General features: G+C 32.3%; 14 protein-coding genes. 4 read left to right on the top strand and 10 right to left on the bottom strand.

The genetic code is table 11. The features are described 5' to 3' along the window. Positions 1-43: 43 nt before the first annotated feature. Positions 44-493, bottom strand: a complete 450-nt coding sequence (locus ES044_RS04955; RefSeq protein ID WP_147118241.1) for a nucleoside deaminase — start codon at positions 491-493, stop codon at positions 44-46. 110 nt (positions 494-603) lie between these two features. Here ES044_RS04955 and dxs point away from each other — a divergent pair, with 110 nt between their 5' ends. Continuing rightward, on the top strand, positions 604-2,373 hold the full coding sequence (dxs, locus tag ES044_RS04960) for a 1-deoxy-D-xylulose-5-phosphate synthase (RefSeq protein WP_147118242.1): 1,770 nt from the start codon (positions 604-606) through the stop codon (positions 2,371-2,373). Positions 2,374-2,427: 54 nt separating this feature from the next. Here the strand turns inward: dxs and ES044_RS04965 are convergent, their stop codons facing one another. The 7 genes from ES044_RS04965 to ES044_RS04995 form a co-directional block, all read right to left on the bottom strand. Beyond that, on the bottom strand, positions 2,428-5,061 hold the full coding sequence (locus ES044_RS04965; protein WP_223813542.1) for a T9SS-dependent M36 family metallopeptidase: 2,634 nt from the start codon (positions 5,059-5,061) through the stop codon (positions 2,428-2,430). A gap of 86 nt (positions 5,062-5,147) precedes the next feature. After that, a complete protein-coding gene (locus ES044_RS04970; protein ID WP_147118244.1) occupies positions 5,148-5,444 on the bottom strand; it encodes a hypothetical protein in 297 nt (98 codons plus the stop codon). Positions 5,445-5,687: 243 nt separating this feature from the next. Beyond that, positions 5,688-9,143, bottom strand: coding sequence for a T9SS type A sorting domain-containing protein (locus tag ES044_RS04975; RefSeq protein ID WP_147118245.1), 3,456 nt, complete (start codon positions 9,141-9,143; stop codon positions 5,688-5,690). Between the two features lie 170 nt (positions 9,144-9,313). After that, positions 9,314-10,648: a deoxyguanosinetriphosphate triphosphohydrolase gene (locus tag ES044_RS04980; protein WP_147118298.1), complete on the bottom strand. Its 1,335-nt coding sequence runs from the start codon at positions 10,646-10,648 to the stop codon at positions 9,314-9,316. Between the two features lie 75 nt (positions 10,649-10,723). Further along, the gene (locus ES044_RS04985) at positions 10,724-11,389 is read right to left on the bottom strand and encodes an SMI1/KNR4 family protein (protein ID WP_147118246.1); all 666 of its coding nucleotides are present in this window, start codon (positions 11,387-11,389) and stop codon (positions 10,724-10,726) included. Positions 11,390-11,481: 92 nt separating this feature from the next. After that, entirely contained in the window at positions 11,482-13,263 is a 1,782-nt protein-coding gene (locus ES044_RS04990; protein WP_410524670.1) for a ribonucleoside-diphosphate reductase subunit alpha, read from the bottom strand. Continuing rightward, positions 13,264-14,538, bottom strand: a complete 1,275-nt coding sequence (locus tag ES044_RS04995; RefSeq protein WP_147118248.1) for a ribonucleotide-diphosphate reductase subunit beta — start codon at positions 14,536-14,538, stop codon at positions 13,264-13,266. It lies immediately after the preceding gene. Positions 14,539-14,918: 380 nt separating this feature from the next. Here ES044_RS04995 and ES044_RS05000 point away from each other — a divergent pair, with 380 nt between their 5' ends. Further along, the gene (locus ES044_RS05000; protein WP_147118249.1) at positions 14,919-15,110 is read left to right on the top strand and encodes a cold-shock protein; all 192 of its coding nucleotides are present in this window, start codon (positions 14,919-14,921) and stop codon (positions 15,108-15,110) included. Positions 15,111-15,202: 92 nt separating this feature from the next. Next, complete coding sequence (locus tag ES044_RS05005; protein ID WP_147118250.1) at positions 15,203-16,219, top strand: COX15/CtaA family protein; 1,017 nt, start codon at positions 15,203-15,205, stop codon at positions 16,217-16,219. Positions 16,220-16,665: 446 nt separating this feature from the next. On the opposite strand, the gene ES044_RS05010 is transcribed toward ES044_RS05005, so the two are convergent. Continuing rightward, on the bottom strand, positions 16,666-17,088 hold the full coding sequence (locus ES044_RS05010; protein WP_147118251.1) for a molybdenum cofactor biosynthesis protein MoaE: 423 nt from the start codon (positions 17,086-17,088) through the stop codon (positions 16,666-16,668). Between the two features lie 218 nt (positions 17,089-17,306). On the opposite strand from ES044_RS05010, the gene ES044_RS05015 reads away from it, so the two are divergent. Next, positions 17,307-17,582 carry a DUF3817 domain-containing protein gene (locus ES044_RS05015; RefSeq protein ID WP_147118252.1) on the top strand — a complete coding sequence of 92 codons (276 nt, stop codon included), beginning with the start codon at positions 17,307-17,309 and terminating at the stop codon, positions 17,580-17,582. A gap of 206 nt (positions 17,583-17,788) precedes the next feature. Here ES044_RS05015 and ES044_RS05020 read toward each other — a convergent pair whose 3' ends face one another. Then, positions 17,789-18,031 carry a MoaD/ThiS family protein gene (locus tag ES044_RS05020; RefSeq protein ID WP_147118253.1) on the bottom strand — a complete coding sequence of 81 codons (243 nt, stop codon included), beginning with the start codon at positions 18,029-18,031 and terminating at the stop codon, positions 17,789-17,791. Positions 18,032-18,036: the final 5 nt, after the last annotated feature.

Here is an 18,036-nt window from a genome sequence, read left to right on the forward strand (position 1 = left end):
AAATTTTTTAAGAAGAGTTTGTTAAAATTTTAACAGTTTCTTCTTAATTCAAATTCCTTTTTTCAATAAAAAATCTTTTTAAGATCAGGGAACATTCATTTTCTAAAACTCCTGTAATCACCGCTGTTTTAGGATGTAATTTGGTATTTAAGTTGATAAAACCTCTATTGGGTTCAGAAGCGCCAAAAACAATTTTATCTATTTGGGTCCAATAACTAGCCCCTGCACACATTTGGCAAGGCTCTAATGTAACATATAAAACACAATCTTTCAAATACTTACCTCCTAAAAAATCTGCAGCAGCCGTAAAAGCTTGCATTTCTGCATGGGCAGTAACATCGTTTAATGTTTCTGTTAAATTATGCGCTCTTGCAATAATTTGATTTTTGAATACAATAACAGCACCCACCGGAATTTCTCCTTTATCAAAAGCTATTTCTGCTTCTTGGTAGGCTTTTTTCATAAAATAAGTATCGTCAAAAGGAAGTATCATAGGGTGTCTCTTAATACTGTAAATTTACGGTAAATATTTTACGATAGATTCGCATTTCTTACAGTCCTTTATTTCAGACACAAAAATGTATATCGTACTTTTGTAACCGAATGAAAAACTTGTTAAACAACATCTCCAATCCGTCTGATTTAAGAAAATTAAATCCTGAACAATTACCGCAATTAGCGCAAGAATTACGAACGTTTATTATAGATATTATAGCTGCAAAGGAAGGCCATTTAGGCGCAAGTTTAGGAGTTATAGAATTAACAATTGCGCTGCATTATTTATTTGACACTCCAAATGATTTGCTTGTCTGGGATGTTGGGCACCAAGCTTACGGTCATAAAATTTTAACAAATAGAAAAGATATTTTTCATACCAATAGACAATTTGATGGTATTTCGGGTTTCCCGTCAAGAAAAGAAAGTGAATTTGATACTTTTGGCGTAGGTCATTCATCTACCTCTATTTCTGCAGCTTTAGGAATGGCTATTGCCTCTAATTTAAAAGGTGAAACACACAAACATCATATTGCCGTAATTGGTGATGCTTCTATTGCAAGTGGTATGGCTTTTGAAGCGCTGAATCATGCAGGCGTTTCTAATGCTAATTTACTCATTATTTTAAATGATAATGCAATCGGTATTGATCCTTCGGTGGGTGCTTTAAAAGAGTATCTCACAAAAGTAAAAACCGATAGAAAACTAGCAACTCAAAACAATATTATAAAAGCTTTAAATTTTGATTATTCTGGCCCTATTGATGGCCATGATTTACCAAAACTAATTGCTGAATTAGAACGATTAAAACATGTAAAAGGCCCTAAATTTTTGCATATTATAACCACAAAAGGTAAAGGTTTACAGAAGGCAGAAGAAGATCAAATAACCTACCATGCGCCTGGTAAGTTTGATAAAATTACGGGTGAAAGAATTAAAAAAAAAAAGAGCTTATTTACTAAATATCAAGATGTTTTTGGAGAAACTATTGTAGAGCTTGCCAAAAAAAACGATAAAATTGTAGGCATAACGCCGGCAATGTTAACGGGTAGTTCTCTTAAATTGATGATGCAAAAATTTCCTGATAGAACTTTTGATGTTGGTATTGCAGAGCAACACGCCGTAACCTTGGCCGCAGGCATGGCAACACAAGGATTAATCGCTTTTTGCAATATCTATTCAACATTTTTACAACGCGCTTATGACCAAATAATTCATGATGTTGCCTTGCAAAACTTGCCTGTTATCTTTTGTTTAGATAGAGCTGGTTTAGTAGGTGAAGATGGCGCAACACATCATGGCGTTTTTGATATTGCATTCTTAAGATGCATTCCTAATTTAATTATTTTTGCACCAAGAAACGAAATTGAATTGCGTAATATGTTATTTACGGCGCAATTGGGGTTAAAAAATCCGATTGCCATAAGATACCCAAGAGGAACTGGAAAAACTATAGACTGGCGTCAACCCTTTACATCCATAGAAATAGGAAAAGGAATTTGTATAAGAGAAGGTAGTGAAATAGCTGTTTTATCTATTGGAACCATCGCTGATACTGTTTCTGAAGCAATTTATTTATCAGAAAAAAATAATGAAATTGCTCATTTTGATATGCGATTTGTGAAACCTTTGGATGAAAAATTATTGCATCAAGTTTTTAAAAAACATCACAAAATCATCACAATTGAAGATGGTACTGTAAAAGGGGGCTTTGGAAGTACTATTTTAGAGTTTGCATCAGAAAACAAGTATCAAAATACCGTAAAAGTTTTAGGGATACCTGACGAATTTATAACACATGGTAATGTTACAGAACTGCACAAAAAAATCGGTTTAAATGCTGCATCTTTAGCCCAACATTTTAATAATATAAACTAAAAAAAGACGCTTTTACAGCGTCTTTTTTTAGTTATTGTACTTCTACATTGCTAATTAGTTTATAATTATTTTTTGACTATAACTAATTACTTCATTATTGATTTTCAAAATATAAATTCCTGCGCTTAAGTTTTCAGTATTTATTGTTACCGTTCCTTTTAAGTCTGATTTTTTAGAATATACTTCTCTTCCGTTCATATCATAAATTGCAGTAGTTGCGTTTTTAACTTCGCTTACTAAAGAAATACGTATTAAGGTTGTTGCTGGGTTTGGATACACAGTAAACATTTTTAAAGTTTCAGTATTCAGGTTTAAAGCAGCACATTTAGAAGCTGGTAATACACTTTCTGGTGGCATATCAAACGCTATTGTTTGGTCTGTAAAAGAATCTGCATCACCAGAGTCTGCGCTATATCCTAATCCTCTTCTAGCAAATACTTCCCAAATAGCACATTGGTTCACTCCGTCATTTAGAAGCTCATCAGCTGCAAGAATTGCATCTCTTGCCCCAACAAATCCAGAATTACATGGAGTAAGTTTTAAACCAGAAATTACTAATTGCATGGTTTTATTGTTTCCACCATTACCTGTGTACATGTTAGAATCAAACCCGTAGATACCAATCATTTTCCATTGCAAATCCCATAACATGGCTGCCCATATAGAACCTACACCATGAACAGATACAGAACCATCTCCTAATCCTTGATCTTTTACATCACTAAATATAAAAGGATTCACAGACATGTTTGTAGTATAAGGATATCGTCTAATTCCTCTACCTGTAATTGCTTCTGATCTTGTAAACGTACCAATACCTCTTAACGTTGTATCTGTATCTCCTGGTTTCATTGTAATCGCTAATCCAAAATAATCAGACCATCCTTCTCCTAGTTGCTCTTGGTTACTTAAACAGTTTACATTACCACCACCACCTACTAATCTATTAGAAATTCCGTGACCATATTCATGCGCTACAATTCCATTATCAAAACTACCATCTAAAGGGGTGCCTGTTAAAGCTACATTTAAAGATTCTCCGTTTTGTAAAGCTGTAATCATCGCTTCTCCTAGTTCTTGTGAAACTGAAATTGCAGGAATTGTAATGGTTGTTGATTCTCCGCCCATTCTAAATCTTCCTGGATTGCTATTTACAACAATAACAGCTACTGCGTTATTGTCTTGCGCAAGTTGAACTTTATTTACAAAAAGACAACCACTTGATCTTATCACAGCAATATTACCTGCTAAACCAGCAACATCAAGACCACTCTCTGAACAACCTTGTAACGGATCGTCTCCAGAATCTTGCATTAACGCTAAATTAGCCGTTATTGGATTCTCTTCTAATGAAGCACCAAAACTCGCCTCGTACGCATCGCCAGTATATTTACCTGATAAAGAGCCTGTATTTATTTTTACCACGGCATCATCCCAAAGAAACATTTGCATTCTTGGGTTTCTGCCGTCTCTTGGTGTTGCAAAATTAGCATTGTTTCTTCCGCTTGCATCTTGTCCGTCTGCGATAACTTCGTCTCCGTCTGTTGGCGGAAAAGTTAATGCTGCTTCTCTTCCGTAATTGTTGGCTTGAAAATTTCCTGAAACTTCATCAAAACCGTACTGATACCAAATGTCATGCATAATATTACTTACATAAAACAAGTTTGTTAGCGAAGCATCTTTATAAGTCTCTGCTGCTTTGCCATCCCTGTCTAACGGAAAGTTAAAGTTTAGTGCACTTCCGCCATCTGGTGAATACCCAATAGTTTCATTTTCACCATCATCATCTAATTGTGCATGCACATTGTTTCCTCTTGTAATTGTATATTCTGCACCGGCTGCACCATCTGTATCATGCCATCCAAAAGGAGAAGCAATTATATTGTGGGGTGATGAAACTATGCTTCTAGAGCCATGATTAGGACTTTCTACAGGCAACCTAAAAACATTATATTGATCTAATTCAAAGAGATTTTCTTTTTTTTTTATTAGAATTACAGGACTTTTTACTTCCTCTTTTTTAATTGTTGGCGCATGAGAGTGTGTATCCGTATCCATATCATAATTACAGTTTACACCCCAATCATTTTTTTGTAAAATAACACCTGTTTTTGCATCAACTCTAATATTCCACCAATGAATACCATCTAATTGATATACATTTAACAACCAAGATAATTTTACAGAACCATCTTTTAAAGGCTGGTATACCAGCTCTACTGAAATTTTTTCTTGAGATATTCCACTTTTTGAAAACACAAAATTGTTATTCCCTAATTCTTCCATTAATTCAACACCGTTCACCCTTCCTAATTTAAGTTGCTCTGCAACCTGTACAATAGCATTTTCAGCCTTTAAAGTTGGCGTAGTTGACTTAATTTTTGAAGAGAGATCTTTAACAAAAGAATTCCCTACAAAAATTACTTTATTGTCTTTTAACGTAAGATTAGAAACTGCATTAAAAACAGGAATTCCTTTATGCAATTGCTGTATATACACATGTCTTACTTTTGTTTGTTTAGAAAATACCTCGTTGGTCATCTTCCATTCTTTAATATCATCCTCTAATAAATCTAATTTTTCTAGGTTGTTAGAGAGGTACTCTTTTATTGCGTCATTATAATTTTGTCCAAAACTAATAAAAGATAAAAACAGCATAGCGGCTGTTAAGAACCTTTTCTTATTCATTGTTTTTAGGGTTTTACGATAATAAGTGGGTAATTTTTTTTTCATTTTCTTTTAGTATAGTAGTTAATAAATTTAATTCTGTAATTTTAATTTATATCAATTATTACAATGTTTTTATTTTTTGCATCTTTTAACATCACGGCATCGGGTTCTTTTTCAATCATACCAACGTTTAGATATCCTTTTAATTGATGTAAAGTAAACCATTCTAACTTCATCCCTGTAAAAACTCCAGATTTTAGAACTTTTTTAGATTTACTATCTAAAACGCTATAATTAATGGTTTTTCTTGGGTTGATATCATTGGTGTATCTGGTCACCAATAACATGGTTTTATCTTTATTATATGTTTTATTTTCTACGCTATTATTTTGAGTAGTCAAAGTAGCATCATTTTTGTTGTTAGCGACTTCTTTTGATTTACAAGAAATCAGCAAAAGTAAAAGAAAAATTGAAAAGAAAGCGATTGCTTTTTTAATGAACATAAAGAGGATAGAAGTTAGGTATTCGTAAAAATAAAATATAAAATTGAATTTTAAGTCAATTTCTCTGTTAATTTTTTGAACATAAAAAAAGACGCTATAAAAGCGCCTTCTTCTTAAAACTAGTAAAATAAAAATTATTCCCTACTCTAGGATTAACTTGCTAGTGCCTCTTTTATTATTTTCTCCTATTAATTCAACAAAATAAACTCCTGAACTTAAATTAACTGAAACTTTCTGTTTTTCGTTATTATTAAAATTTAAGCTGGAATAAAATACTGTTTTACCTGTAATATCAACTAACTTCAATTTTGATTTTCCTAACGTATTTTTACCAAAAACTGTAAAGTTTCCGTTTGAAATTGTTGGGTAAACCGAAAATAATTTTACTTCGTTTACAACATCAACTATAGATGCCACAGCACCCTCAATAGATTTAATAGCCCAACCAAAAGAGGTAGCGCCAGCATCTGTTGTTAAAACAAATCGAATAACAATGGTATCGCCAATAGAAAAACCTTTGTCTGTAAGCGAAATAGTTTGAGATTTAAATAAATTATCTGAAATAGAAGCGTTTGCTCCTTTATTATATTCATCTAACCATTCATCAAACCTTCTCGCATCGTATTTGTCTAATAAAGTCCAGTTTTGACCATCTGTTGATGCTTCTATTTTTACAAAATCATAAAAATTATTTAAATCACTTAAATCATCTGAATATGGCTCAACAATAGCCGCATCTGTATACGTAAAGCTTGTAGTTGATTTTGTTATAATTAGTGGTTTTTTAAAAACATTAACATATGTTTTGTTATCTAAATAAGGATGGTCAGAATTATTTAAAACAAGGCTAGAGACTGCTCCGTTCATGGTATCAACTATAAAATCATCATTATAAATGTACACATCTGCTGCTTTAAATTCTGTAATGCCTATATTTTGAGAAGGGGCTTCATAATCAATAACATCAAACTGATACTCTTTTATGGTTGTTTGATTATTATTGGCATCATCAAATAACTGAACCCCAACCTTATGAACACCTTCTTGTAAATTTACTGTTTCATATTCATAGATAACACCTGTATCAAAATTTTGCAAAACTTCTGTTTGCGCTACATCATCAATAAAAATTTTAACTCTGTTTACTTGATTAGCAGTAACATTATACTTTACAATTGTTTTTAAACTTTCGATATTTTTTTGAACCGCAGAAACTTCGGGTAAAGTCATAAACGGTGCAACCATATATTCATCTAACTGGCTTAAGGTAGCCGACCATATGCCTCTACCATAAGTTGCAATTACTACTTGATTGTTTACAATTTTCATATCATAAACTGCTACAGGTATAAAACCGTTTAAAAGACTCCAACTAGCACCACCATCCTCTGTTTCAAAAATTCCGATATCTGTACCCGCCCACAAAATATTTTGGTCAAAAGGCATTTCTAGAATAGAATGCACCGCAACATCTGGAAGGCGAGAAAAAGCATTGCCTGAAATATTAGTCCAAGAATTCCCTAAATCTTCTGTTTTTAAAATTTTAGCAGCTCCTTGTGATGAAAAAAGTGCGTAGGCTCTATTTCTCTCTGTTAAAGAAGTACCAATACCGCTAATATTATAACTGTGATTATTTTTAGGACTACTATAAGTATTTGTTTGTTTGTACGTTTGCCCGTTGTCTTCTGAAACATGCAAAGCCGAAGAACCATCTTCTGTCATGGCAGCACCAGCCCAAACAACATTAGGATCTGCAGGAGAAACCTCTACATTTAAAGCACTATTATTAGAAGACCCAAATGCAGAAGCGATTTGAGTTAAATTCCAATTTGCACCAAAATCTGTAGACCTCCAAACACCTCTGCTTGTTATTGTAAAAACTACATCAGGATTATTATCTGCACTCGAAATTTTTGAATAAAAAGGCGCTATAGAGCTATTTCCAGAGTCTGCGATATCTGCAACACCTGCGTATACATTATTTACATATCTACCAATTCTACCATATTGAGAAGTTACCAAAAAATCTCCAGATCTGTTATAATGCCATAACGCTTCATATCCGTCACCCCCAAAAACATAGGTATAGTTCTTCGATTTATTTGCGTTATCACCCCGAGAAATCCAAGAGCCATTATCTTGAGCACCTGCCAAATAATTATCTTGACCATTCTGTTTTACTGCACCATAAAATTGTGTGCTGTTTTTACCAATCGCGTCAGCAGACCAATCTCCTTGACTTACTCCAGGGTCTTGTTTAAAAGAAGTGCTATAAATACCACCGTCATTTGCTAGTAAAATTCTAAACTCTTGGTTATTCCCTAAAATGGTAGTTAAACCATGCTGATCTACATGCACTGCTGTGTTTATTTTGGTATTATCATACCCAGATGCAATAGAAGAAGATGTAAAGTTTGTACCGTTTATAGTAACTTTAAAAACAGCAACACCCCCTACATAAAATACATTTGCGTTATATGGGTGTGCTAAAATAACATTGTCATACCACCCTTGCCCTGTTAATAGATTTGCATTTTCTGCTGAACCAGTAGTATTTAGATTGATAAAAGAATTACCGCTGTTTCTAGAAACATAAAAATCTGTATTTATACCCGTAGTGGCATTTGATGCAGAATATACACTTACAAAAATGGTACTAGGATCTGCGGGAGAAACACTTGTTTCAAATCTTGCATGATTGCTGTTAAAAGAACTTCCGTTTAAAACAATATCCCAGGTTTGCCCTCCATTGATACTTTTTACCAAGCCTAAATTTCTTACGGAACCGTATTGTATATTAAAATTTGTAGGATCTACATCTAAATCTTGCACCCAGTTGCTAGAGCGTGTAGGAAAATAGGTTGACGTCCATGAAACACCTCCATTAGTAGTTCTATAAATGCCATTTTTTGCCGCAACAATTACATTATTTTTATCATTAGGATTGATCACTAATCTGCCAATATCTCCAAAATTAGACGTTCCTGTTAAGGCAGTCCAAGTAACTCCGCCATCTGTAGTTTTAAAAATTCCAGATCCTCCAATAGCGCCAAGGTTGCCGAAAGGTTCTCCGGTACCTGCATACAAGGTGTTTTTGTCTTGCTGACTTATAGCAATCGTTGAAGTAGCTAAATTAGGCAATTGAGCATCTGTTAAATTCACCCAAGTTTGTCCTTCATCTTCAGTTTTCCAAACTCCGCCACCAACAGTACCAACAAACCACTTTTTATTGTTTGTAGGGTCTACAGCAATTCCTCTTGTTCTTCCAGGAACGTTTACAGGACCTCTTTCTATAAAAACAGGATTTAAACTATTTGCGCTTTTCTTCGCTTTTAAGTTTTGTTTTGCTTTTTTAAACTCCTTTATAAGGTATCCGTCTTCGTAAGAAGTTTCCGACGAATCTAAATGTTTTCTAATTGCCAATTGATAATCGGCCATGTGCTCAATTCCTTTTTTATGGCTACTATCCGTTTTTCTAACTTTTTTCTTTTCTTTAAAAGTCTTAATTTTAACCTCTTGTTTCTGCTCTTTACAAGCCGTAAAGATTAGCATACTTATGACAAAAGTAAAAACGGACCACTTTAAAAATCTTTTCATGTATTTCTTATTTAATTAATTTTTTTGTTTTTTTATTGATGTGTCTTTTTAAAAATGTCTAAAACTGTTATTATTTGCTAAATACTAAAATTATCATTCCTTATTTTTATGCAAAATAAAGGGTTTAAACTTTTTTCTAGTCGATGAATCAGAACAGAAAAAATTAAATTTTAAATTAAATTGCCTGTTAATTTTTTAAACATTCTAATTGCATAGCTATCAGACATTCTTGCTACATAGGTAGAAACTTGCATAAGTCTCTCGTATAAATTGTTCGTTTCTAACTGATATTCTTGGGGTAAAAGATTCAAAATTAAGACATCAAAATTAGATTCATTGCCATCAAACTTATTATTAATTGCTTTTATATAAACATCTAATAAATCTGCTATTATTTTATAACCAGCAACTTCTTTCTCTATAACCTCTTTACTTTTATAGATTTTCTCTACACTTATTTTAAGTATGTCGTTTATTTGAGCCTCATACTTACATTTTTCTAACAAAGATTTATCAAAAGTGCCTTCTAAAATTGATTTTTCATTGGCAAGAAAAATAGCTACTGCCTCCTCTATTAAAGAACTAATAGCAATAGCACGTAGGTAAGCGGTTCTATCTTTAGTATGTTTTAAAGCATAATATTTATCTCTATTAATACCGTGAATTAATTTAGACATATACTCTAAAGCATAGTCTTCATCAATTAAACCTAAATTGATACCGTCTTCAAAATCGATAATTGTGTAACAAATGTCATCTGCGGCTTCTACCAAATACGCAAGCGGATGTCTGTAAAAGGAATTATTTTCTACCGCTTTAGCTTTCATACCCAACTCTTTTACAATATCTAAAAAAGCGGCTTCTTCTGACTGAAAAAAACCATATTTTTTATCGACAATATGATTGGTTGGTTTTTTAGGCAAACTTGGTTTCGGGTATTTTAAAAACGCACCCAAGGTTGCATAACTTAAACGTAACCCACCAGAAATACCTTCTCTAGATTCTGTTAGAATTTTGAATCCGTTTGCATTTCCTTCAAAATCAATTAAATCTTGATATTCTTTTGCCGATAATTGGTCTTTATACTTTGCACCATTTCCTGACTTAAAATACTCGCCAATAGCTTTTTCTCCAGAATGACCAAAAGGCGGATTCCCGATATCGTGTGTTAAAGAGGCCGCCGCCACAATAGCGCCAAAGTCATTAAACGTATACCCAAGCTTACCTAAACTAGGATGGCGTTCTAGCAAAGCCCTACCTACCCTTCTGCCTAAAGTTCTACCGACCACAGAAACTTCTAAACTATGGGTTAAACGTGTGTGTACAAAATCAGTTTCTGATAACGGAATTACTTGTGTTTTGTCTTGTAAACTTCTAAAGGCGGATGAAAATATAATTCTATCAAAATCTACATCAAAACCCAAACGGGTTTCATCTTGCGCTATTCTTGGACGCTTTTCTGTATCGCCAAAACGTTTTAAAGAGAGAAGTTGTTCCCAGTTCATCATAATTATAGAGTATTTTCAAAATTAAACAAAAAGAGACGCTTTCTGCTTCTTTTGTTTAATTAAAATAATTATTTAGCCTAATCCGAGTTTTTCGTCTATATCTAGCACACGAATAACTTCATATTCATCTTTTGTAAGAATTTTTAGCCATTCTGTAAAATTTTTCACTTTATAATGAAGTTTTTGATCGCTATAATATGCTAAAGGCCATTCGTTATTATTTTTTTCTTCTGATGTTAGCCAACACCAAGCGCCTCCATTAGAATCTTCTGACATCAAACAAAGTAAACTGTCCACATTTATATTTTGTCCATTTAGCAGAATTGTTTTATTCAAATCCTTTCTGTAATCCCTTAACCAAGAATAATTTTGAATGCTATCTATATTTTGACAAAATACCCATGAACCTCCATCAGCAAAATACCTTAAAAATATCTTATACGATTCGGGTAATTTAAAATTTAATTCATTCTCTATCGAATTGATTTCATCTTTATTTAATTTTTGACCTAACGCTTCATGAACATTTAAGTTTTCTAATAATGTTAAGATTGATGATGAAATTGGATGCTGGAAATCTAGTGAAGTTTTGAAAGTTTCGATATTTTTAACCTGCTTTACTTTATCCAGCATCTTTTTTTTAATCTCTTCCGATCTCTTTTTATTTTTATTCATAAGTAAAAAGACACCTAGAGAAAATATTCCTAAAAGAAGTAAACAAATGGTTTTTGTCGTCATAAAAAATATTTAAATAAGCAAGAAAACAAAAAAAGAGAAGTTTTTCAGCTTCTCTTTTCCTGAACTTTTAATAAAAATCATATTTTAAACAACTATCCTTCACAATTCAAGCAATCTTTCTTTTGCTTAAATTTTTGTGCAGCGTTCATACTATGTTGGTAATACATCGATTTTACACCTAATTTCCAAGCATTAATATAAATAGCATTTACGTCTTTAATTGGCATATCTGGGTGTACCATAACGTTTATAGATTGTCCTTGATCTATATGATTTTGTCTATTTGCTGCTTGATAAACAATTACATTTTGATCTATTTCTGAATAGGTTTTAAAAACTTCTTTTTCTGCATCTGTTAAACAATCTAAATGCAATACAGAACCGTCATTGTCTCTAATACTTTTCCAAATATCTGATGTATTAAAGCCTTTTGCTTCTAATAATTTTTCTAATACGGGATTCTTAATCGTTGTTTTTATTTTAGCAATATCTTTTACGTAAATATTAGACCATATTGGCTCGATACCTTGCGATACTTGTCCCAAAATAAATGCAGACGATGTTGTCGGTGCTATTGCGTTTAACGTTGTATTACGTCTTCCATACCCTTTTAGCACAGCTGGCTCGCCATACAATTTTGCCATTTCCTCAGATGCTTTGTATGATTTTTCTTTAATAACCTTAAAGATTTTGGTATTCAATGAATACGCCTCTTCACTATCAAAAGCTAGCATTTTAGACTGTAATAATGAGTGCCAACCCAAGGCTCCTAAACCTAATGCTCTGTTATCTTTTGCAAAATTATACGCCTTTTCCATGAATCGAAACGTAAACTGATCGTCTCTATTCGGTGAATCTTTAAATACTTCTAACTTTGTGATAAACTCTTGCATTACTGCATCTAAAAAGTAGGCTAACGTTTCTACCGCATCGGTATCTTTCCATTCTTCAAAATGCACTAAATTAATGGATGATAAACAGCAAACAAATGACCAATCATCGTTAGATGGTAACATGATTTCTGTACACAAATTACTTGCGTAAATTTCATGATTTTTGTCTTTATAAACATCTACCGTTCCGTTGTTCGCATTGTCTCTAAAAAGAATATATGGGTATCCTATTTCTCCTCTTCGCTGTAATATTTTAGCCCAAATACTTCTCTTTTCTGCATCGCCATCAATCATTTCTTGCATCCATTGATCACTAACAGTAACACCATGTGTTAATTCTTGAATTGGATTTCCTTCTGTTCCTATTTCTAAAAACTCTTTAATATCCGGGTGATCTACTGGTAAATAAGGAGAGAAACGACCTCTTCTTACAGAACCCTGACTCACAACATCTACCATTTTTTCAAACAATTGCATGATATGAACAGACCCAGATGATGAACCATTATTTTTAACATCTGCACCTCTTTTACGCAATTTACCAAAATAACCAGATGTTCCTCCGCCTAGTTTAGACATCATACCAACTTCTGATTGAGAGAATAAAATATCGCCCATATCATCTGCAACATGAGACCCAAAACAACTAATAGGTAAGCCTCTTTTTTTACCAAAATTAGACCACACAGGTGATGACAAAGAATAATAACCCGCTGCCATGTACTTGTAAAACTTATCAGAAAATCCTTTAATTTTCAAGATACCTTCTGCATTGTCGGCTATTTCACGTATTCTTTCTTCTGGTGTTGTTGTTCCGGTTAAATAACCAGACTCTAAAAATTTACGGCTATTTTCTGTTAACCATTTAATTTCAGGTTCTTTATTTTTTTCGAGCATCTCTTTTCTTGCAAAATTTGTTGCTTGAATTAACTTTTCGTGTTCGGTAAGGTCAGTTTTTTTCAGTAGGTCTTGGTCCATCATTTAAAATAAATCGTCACTGGTTATACTTTTTGTTCTTTTACTATAGTTGATTGATCTTTTTACGAAAAAATCACCATGTTTAGTTCCTATAATCTCATCATCAAACCAGTCTGTTTCTGCTAATAATTTTTGATCAACATCAAATATTTTAGCAAGACCAATGCTCGATAACGAATTATTAAATCTGTTTTTTATAAATTCTTTAATCACATCTTTAGGCAAGAAGTCTAATTCTCCCTTTTCAAAAATCCAATCAATAATTTTACTTTCAGAAAGAAAAGCTTCTTTACAGGTTTCTTGAATCATTAAACCATGATCTTCATCAAACCACTCCGGATTTTCTTCTTTTATAATTTTGATAATATCAATGCCGAAATCTCCATGAATTTGTTCTTCTTTAGAGGTTGCCTCTACTACATTAGAAATTCCTTTTAAAACATTTTTATGCTTATTAAAAGCCATTATAATTAAGAACTGAGAAAATAAAGATACGTGCTCTATAAATAACGAGAATAAGATAATCGACTCTGAAAACTCTTTATTGTTTTCACTTTTTACATTTTTTAGCGCGCCTTCTAAATAGTTAACACGTCTCATCATTACGGGATTTTTTTTCAAGTTTGCAAACTCGTTATTTAACCCTAAAATCTCTAATAAGTGAGAATATGCGTCATGATGGCGTACTTCACTTTCTGCAAATGTTGCACCCACCGCACCAATTTCTGGTTTTGGCATACTTTTATAGATATCGCCCCAAAAAGTTTTAACGGCCACTTCTATTTGAGAAATTGCCAACATCGTATTTTTAATCGCACTTTTTTCTACCTCTGTTAAATGTGCTTTAAAATCTTGAATATCGCTTGTATAATTAAACTCTGTATGAATCCAATAAGAATGTCTAATAGCATCTACATAATCCGTTAAAGCCGGATAATCATAGGGTTTTAAGTTTAATCTCTTTTCAAAAATATTTCTTTTTCTGTTTCTTGTTTGCTCGTTTCTATATAAGATGTATGCTTTGGCAACATCATGAAAAGGGCTGTCCATTAGTTTATATTCTACAATATCTTGAACTTGTTCAACCGTAGGAACATAATCTGGTTCTTTTAACTTTCTTTCTAATAAAGTGCCATTCACAATATTAGTAATTGCAATTGCATCTCTTAAGGTACCATTGTTTACAGAAAGCATAGCTTTTTCTATGGCCTTTGTTATTTTGTCTAACTCGAAAGTGCTAATTTCGGTGTCTCTTTTTATTATTTGAGTTATTTCCACGTTGATGTAAGGTTATTTAAATGTTAATAAAGCTGCTAACAAAGATTGGTTTTTTTACTAAAAAAAGAAAGCTATACTTATTCACAAAACCACGAAGTTCTTAACAAAATGATGCTTTTCGCACTTTTATCAGTAAAAATAAAATATTACTAAACCACTATAATACAGATTATTATAATAAAAAAAACGCTACAACCTCTATTTCTATTGACATTCTTAAAACAAGATTTTACCTTTTTAATTGTGTTATTTTTTTCTAAAAAATCTATTTTTTTTTTAATAACAAAAACACGTCCTCTTGATTAAACAAAATTGAATTTGTAAAATACAACCCTTTTAACGTATCTTTACAGTATTATTAACAATTTATTATATACACATTGAAAAAAGGAACAATAAAATTCTTCAACGAGTCTAAAGGATTCGGTTTTGTAACAGAAGATGATTCGAACACAGAGTATTTTTTACATGTATCAGGTTTAATCGACGAGGTTAGAGAAGGTGATTCAGTAGAATTTGATTTAAAAGAAGGTAGAAAAGGTTTAAACGCGGTAGACGTTAGAGTTCTATAATACTATTTAGATTTTTTTTACATAACAACAAGTCGCTTAAATAATTTTAAGCGACTTTTTTTTGGCGTATTTTTGCAAAAAGTTTATCTCTGATGAAAAAAAGATTTCCTAGAATTGTTCAATACGCGATTATCTCTCTTTATTTAATATTTTTAGCCGGTGCCATTGTTAGAATGACCGGCTCTGGAATGGGTTGCCCTGATTGGCCTAAATGCTTCGGATATTACATTCCGCCAACATCTGAAGAACAAATAACGTGGAAACCAGATACTGAATTCAAAAAAGGATTCATTATTATTAAAGATGAAGTTTTATTTGTTGCCGAAAAAGATTTAAAAACAACAGCTACTTTTAATACTAAAAACTGGTCTGAATACACCAAACACGATTATACAAAATTTAACAAATTTCATACCTGGACAGAATATATCAATAGATTAGTTTCTGTGCTATCAGGATTTGTCTTTTTATTTTTGATGTACGGAGCTACAAAATTCTGGAAAGAAAATAAAACAATTACGCTGCTCTCTTTTGGCGCTTTTCTCTTAATGCTTTTTGAAGCATGGTTAGGAAAAACAGTAGTAGATAGTAATTTAACTCCAGAAATTATTACCATTCACATGGTGGTTGGTTTAATTATAATCGGCATTTTACTGAAATTAAAGTTTATTGTTTCTTCTAAAGATAAAATTTACAGATACAACTCTCTTTTTAATAAATTACTTATTATTTCTGTCATATTCTCGCTAATTCAAATTGCTATGGGAACCCAAGTAAGACAATATATAGATGAGCAAGTAAAGGAATTCGGATTTGAAAATAAAAACTACAGTTTAATGAACCCTAGTTTTAAGTTCTACTTCCATAGATCGTTCACTATCGCCATTGTATTGGTAAACTTCGGATTATTCTATATTAATCAAATGAAAAATTTGGGGTATAAACTGGTAAATTGGATTGTTTTCTTGATCTTTTTAGAGACCATCACCGGAATTTTAATGTACTATGCAGAATTTCCTATTGGAACTCAAGCAATACATTTATTATCTGGCGCCCTTTTATTTGGATTGCAATTTTATTTATGGTTGCAAAATAGGTCTGCGAAGTAGGCGGTTCGTGAATTGTGAATTGTGGATCGTGGATCGTGGATCGTGGATCGTGGATCGTGGATCGTGGATCGTGGATAAGCAAAATAAAAAATAATTTGCTCTTTATTTCGAATTATCACTTTTTATGTAGTTAGATTACAAAAAAAACGACAAGAGATATTTTTACTTCTGCTCTACTGAATCGAATTGAGCAGAAGTAGCTTAAATAATGAACAAACTCGAAACAGCGCCATCAAGGCATCAAAAAAGAATATCCTTTTGATATTCCGACACAGCGCTTCTGGGTATTAAACCTAAAATTCAACTAAATACTGAAATAAGCACGCTTGCCTAACAAGCTAAAGTTCAAGGAATAATTTTGAATTCATAATTTTGCTATTTTTCAAGATTGACTTTCACTAATAAAACTGACTATTAATTGGAGATTGAACAACTGCCAGCTAAAATCAAGGATGCGCATTTACCCAAATTTCACCATCCGAGAAATGTTCTTTTTTCCATATGGGAACTGTTTCTTTTAAAGTGTCTATAGCAAATTCACAGGCTAAAAAAGCCGCTTTTCTATGTTTTGCAGACGCAGTTATAATTACAGGAATTGCACCGATTTGTAACATTCCTTCTGCATGATGAATGGCAATTTTTTTAATATTAAACTTTTCTAAAGTTAGATCTGCAATTTTTTGCATCTCCTTTATTGCCATCGGTTTGTAGGTAGAAAAATCTAATTGGGTTACCTCTTTTCCTTGCGTATCGTTTCTTACAGTGCCTATAAAAGCAGAAATTCCGCCACAAGAATCATTTTCTACAAAAGCATAACACTCCTGTAAATCGAGCTTTTCTGATGTTATTTTAATAGAAGTTCTTATCATTTTTGTAAAATATAAAAGCGGGTTTGTCGTTTTACGAGATACTAAAATGCCTAAATAAACTTAGCATAAACAAGTTCTAGACGATAGCAAAAATAGGAAAACAAATTTGTATTTTTGCAGAAATAAAAACAACGTTCGTAGCAAGCGTTTTCGGCTAAATAATCTATCTCTTCATCCGTAGATTGTTTTATCGAATCGCAAAGACAAAAATCAACTTTATGAAAAATATTTTTAGAATTGTTAGCTTTTTAGAAGGAATTTCTTATCTTTTATTACTTTTTATTGCTGTACCTATTAAATATTTTCAAGGGGATGCGTCTTATGTAAAAATGCTAGGAATGCCACACGGAATTCTTTTTATGCTGTATATCGTTTTGGCTATTGTAATTCAAAAGCAAATGAAATGGAATTTTAAATCTTTAGGAATCGTATTACTAGCCTCTATTTTACCTTTCGGAACTTTTTATGTTGATAAAAAGTATTTGCAAAATTAGTTTGACTTAAAAGATTGATGCATAGATTTTTGTAGCTTATTCTTAATGCAACCTCACAGAAGAGACCTCAATATTTTTAAAGAACCTTATAGATAAAGCACAAAAAAATCACTAGTAAATTCACAAAGAAGAGAGCAAAATAATATTTTATATTGAGTTCATATTGATACACTTATGCTAGATAAAGAAGATTAAGATCGTCTTTTTTATCCACCACTAACAGGCGGGATCACCGCAACCACGTCTTCTAACTTTAAAAGATTTTCATCATTTGCATATACTTCATTTACCGCAATAGCATACGAATTGATATTTACTAATTGCGGAAACATCTCTTTTAAAACAGCTTTTAAATTGGCTACAGAACTATTTTCTGCAAGTTCAATTTGCAATTGAGAAGATTTTACTAAATCTGTGGTAATTCCGAAAAACAGCACACTTATTTTCATAGCTC

It is taken from the genome of Polaribacter sp. IC066 (assembly GCF_007997085.1).
Lineage (GTDB): Bacteria > Bacteroidota > Bacteroidia > Flavobacteriales > Flavobacteriaceae > Polaribacter.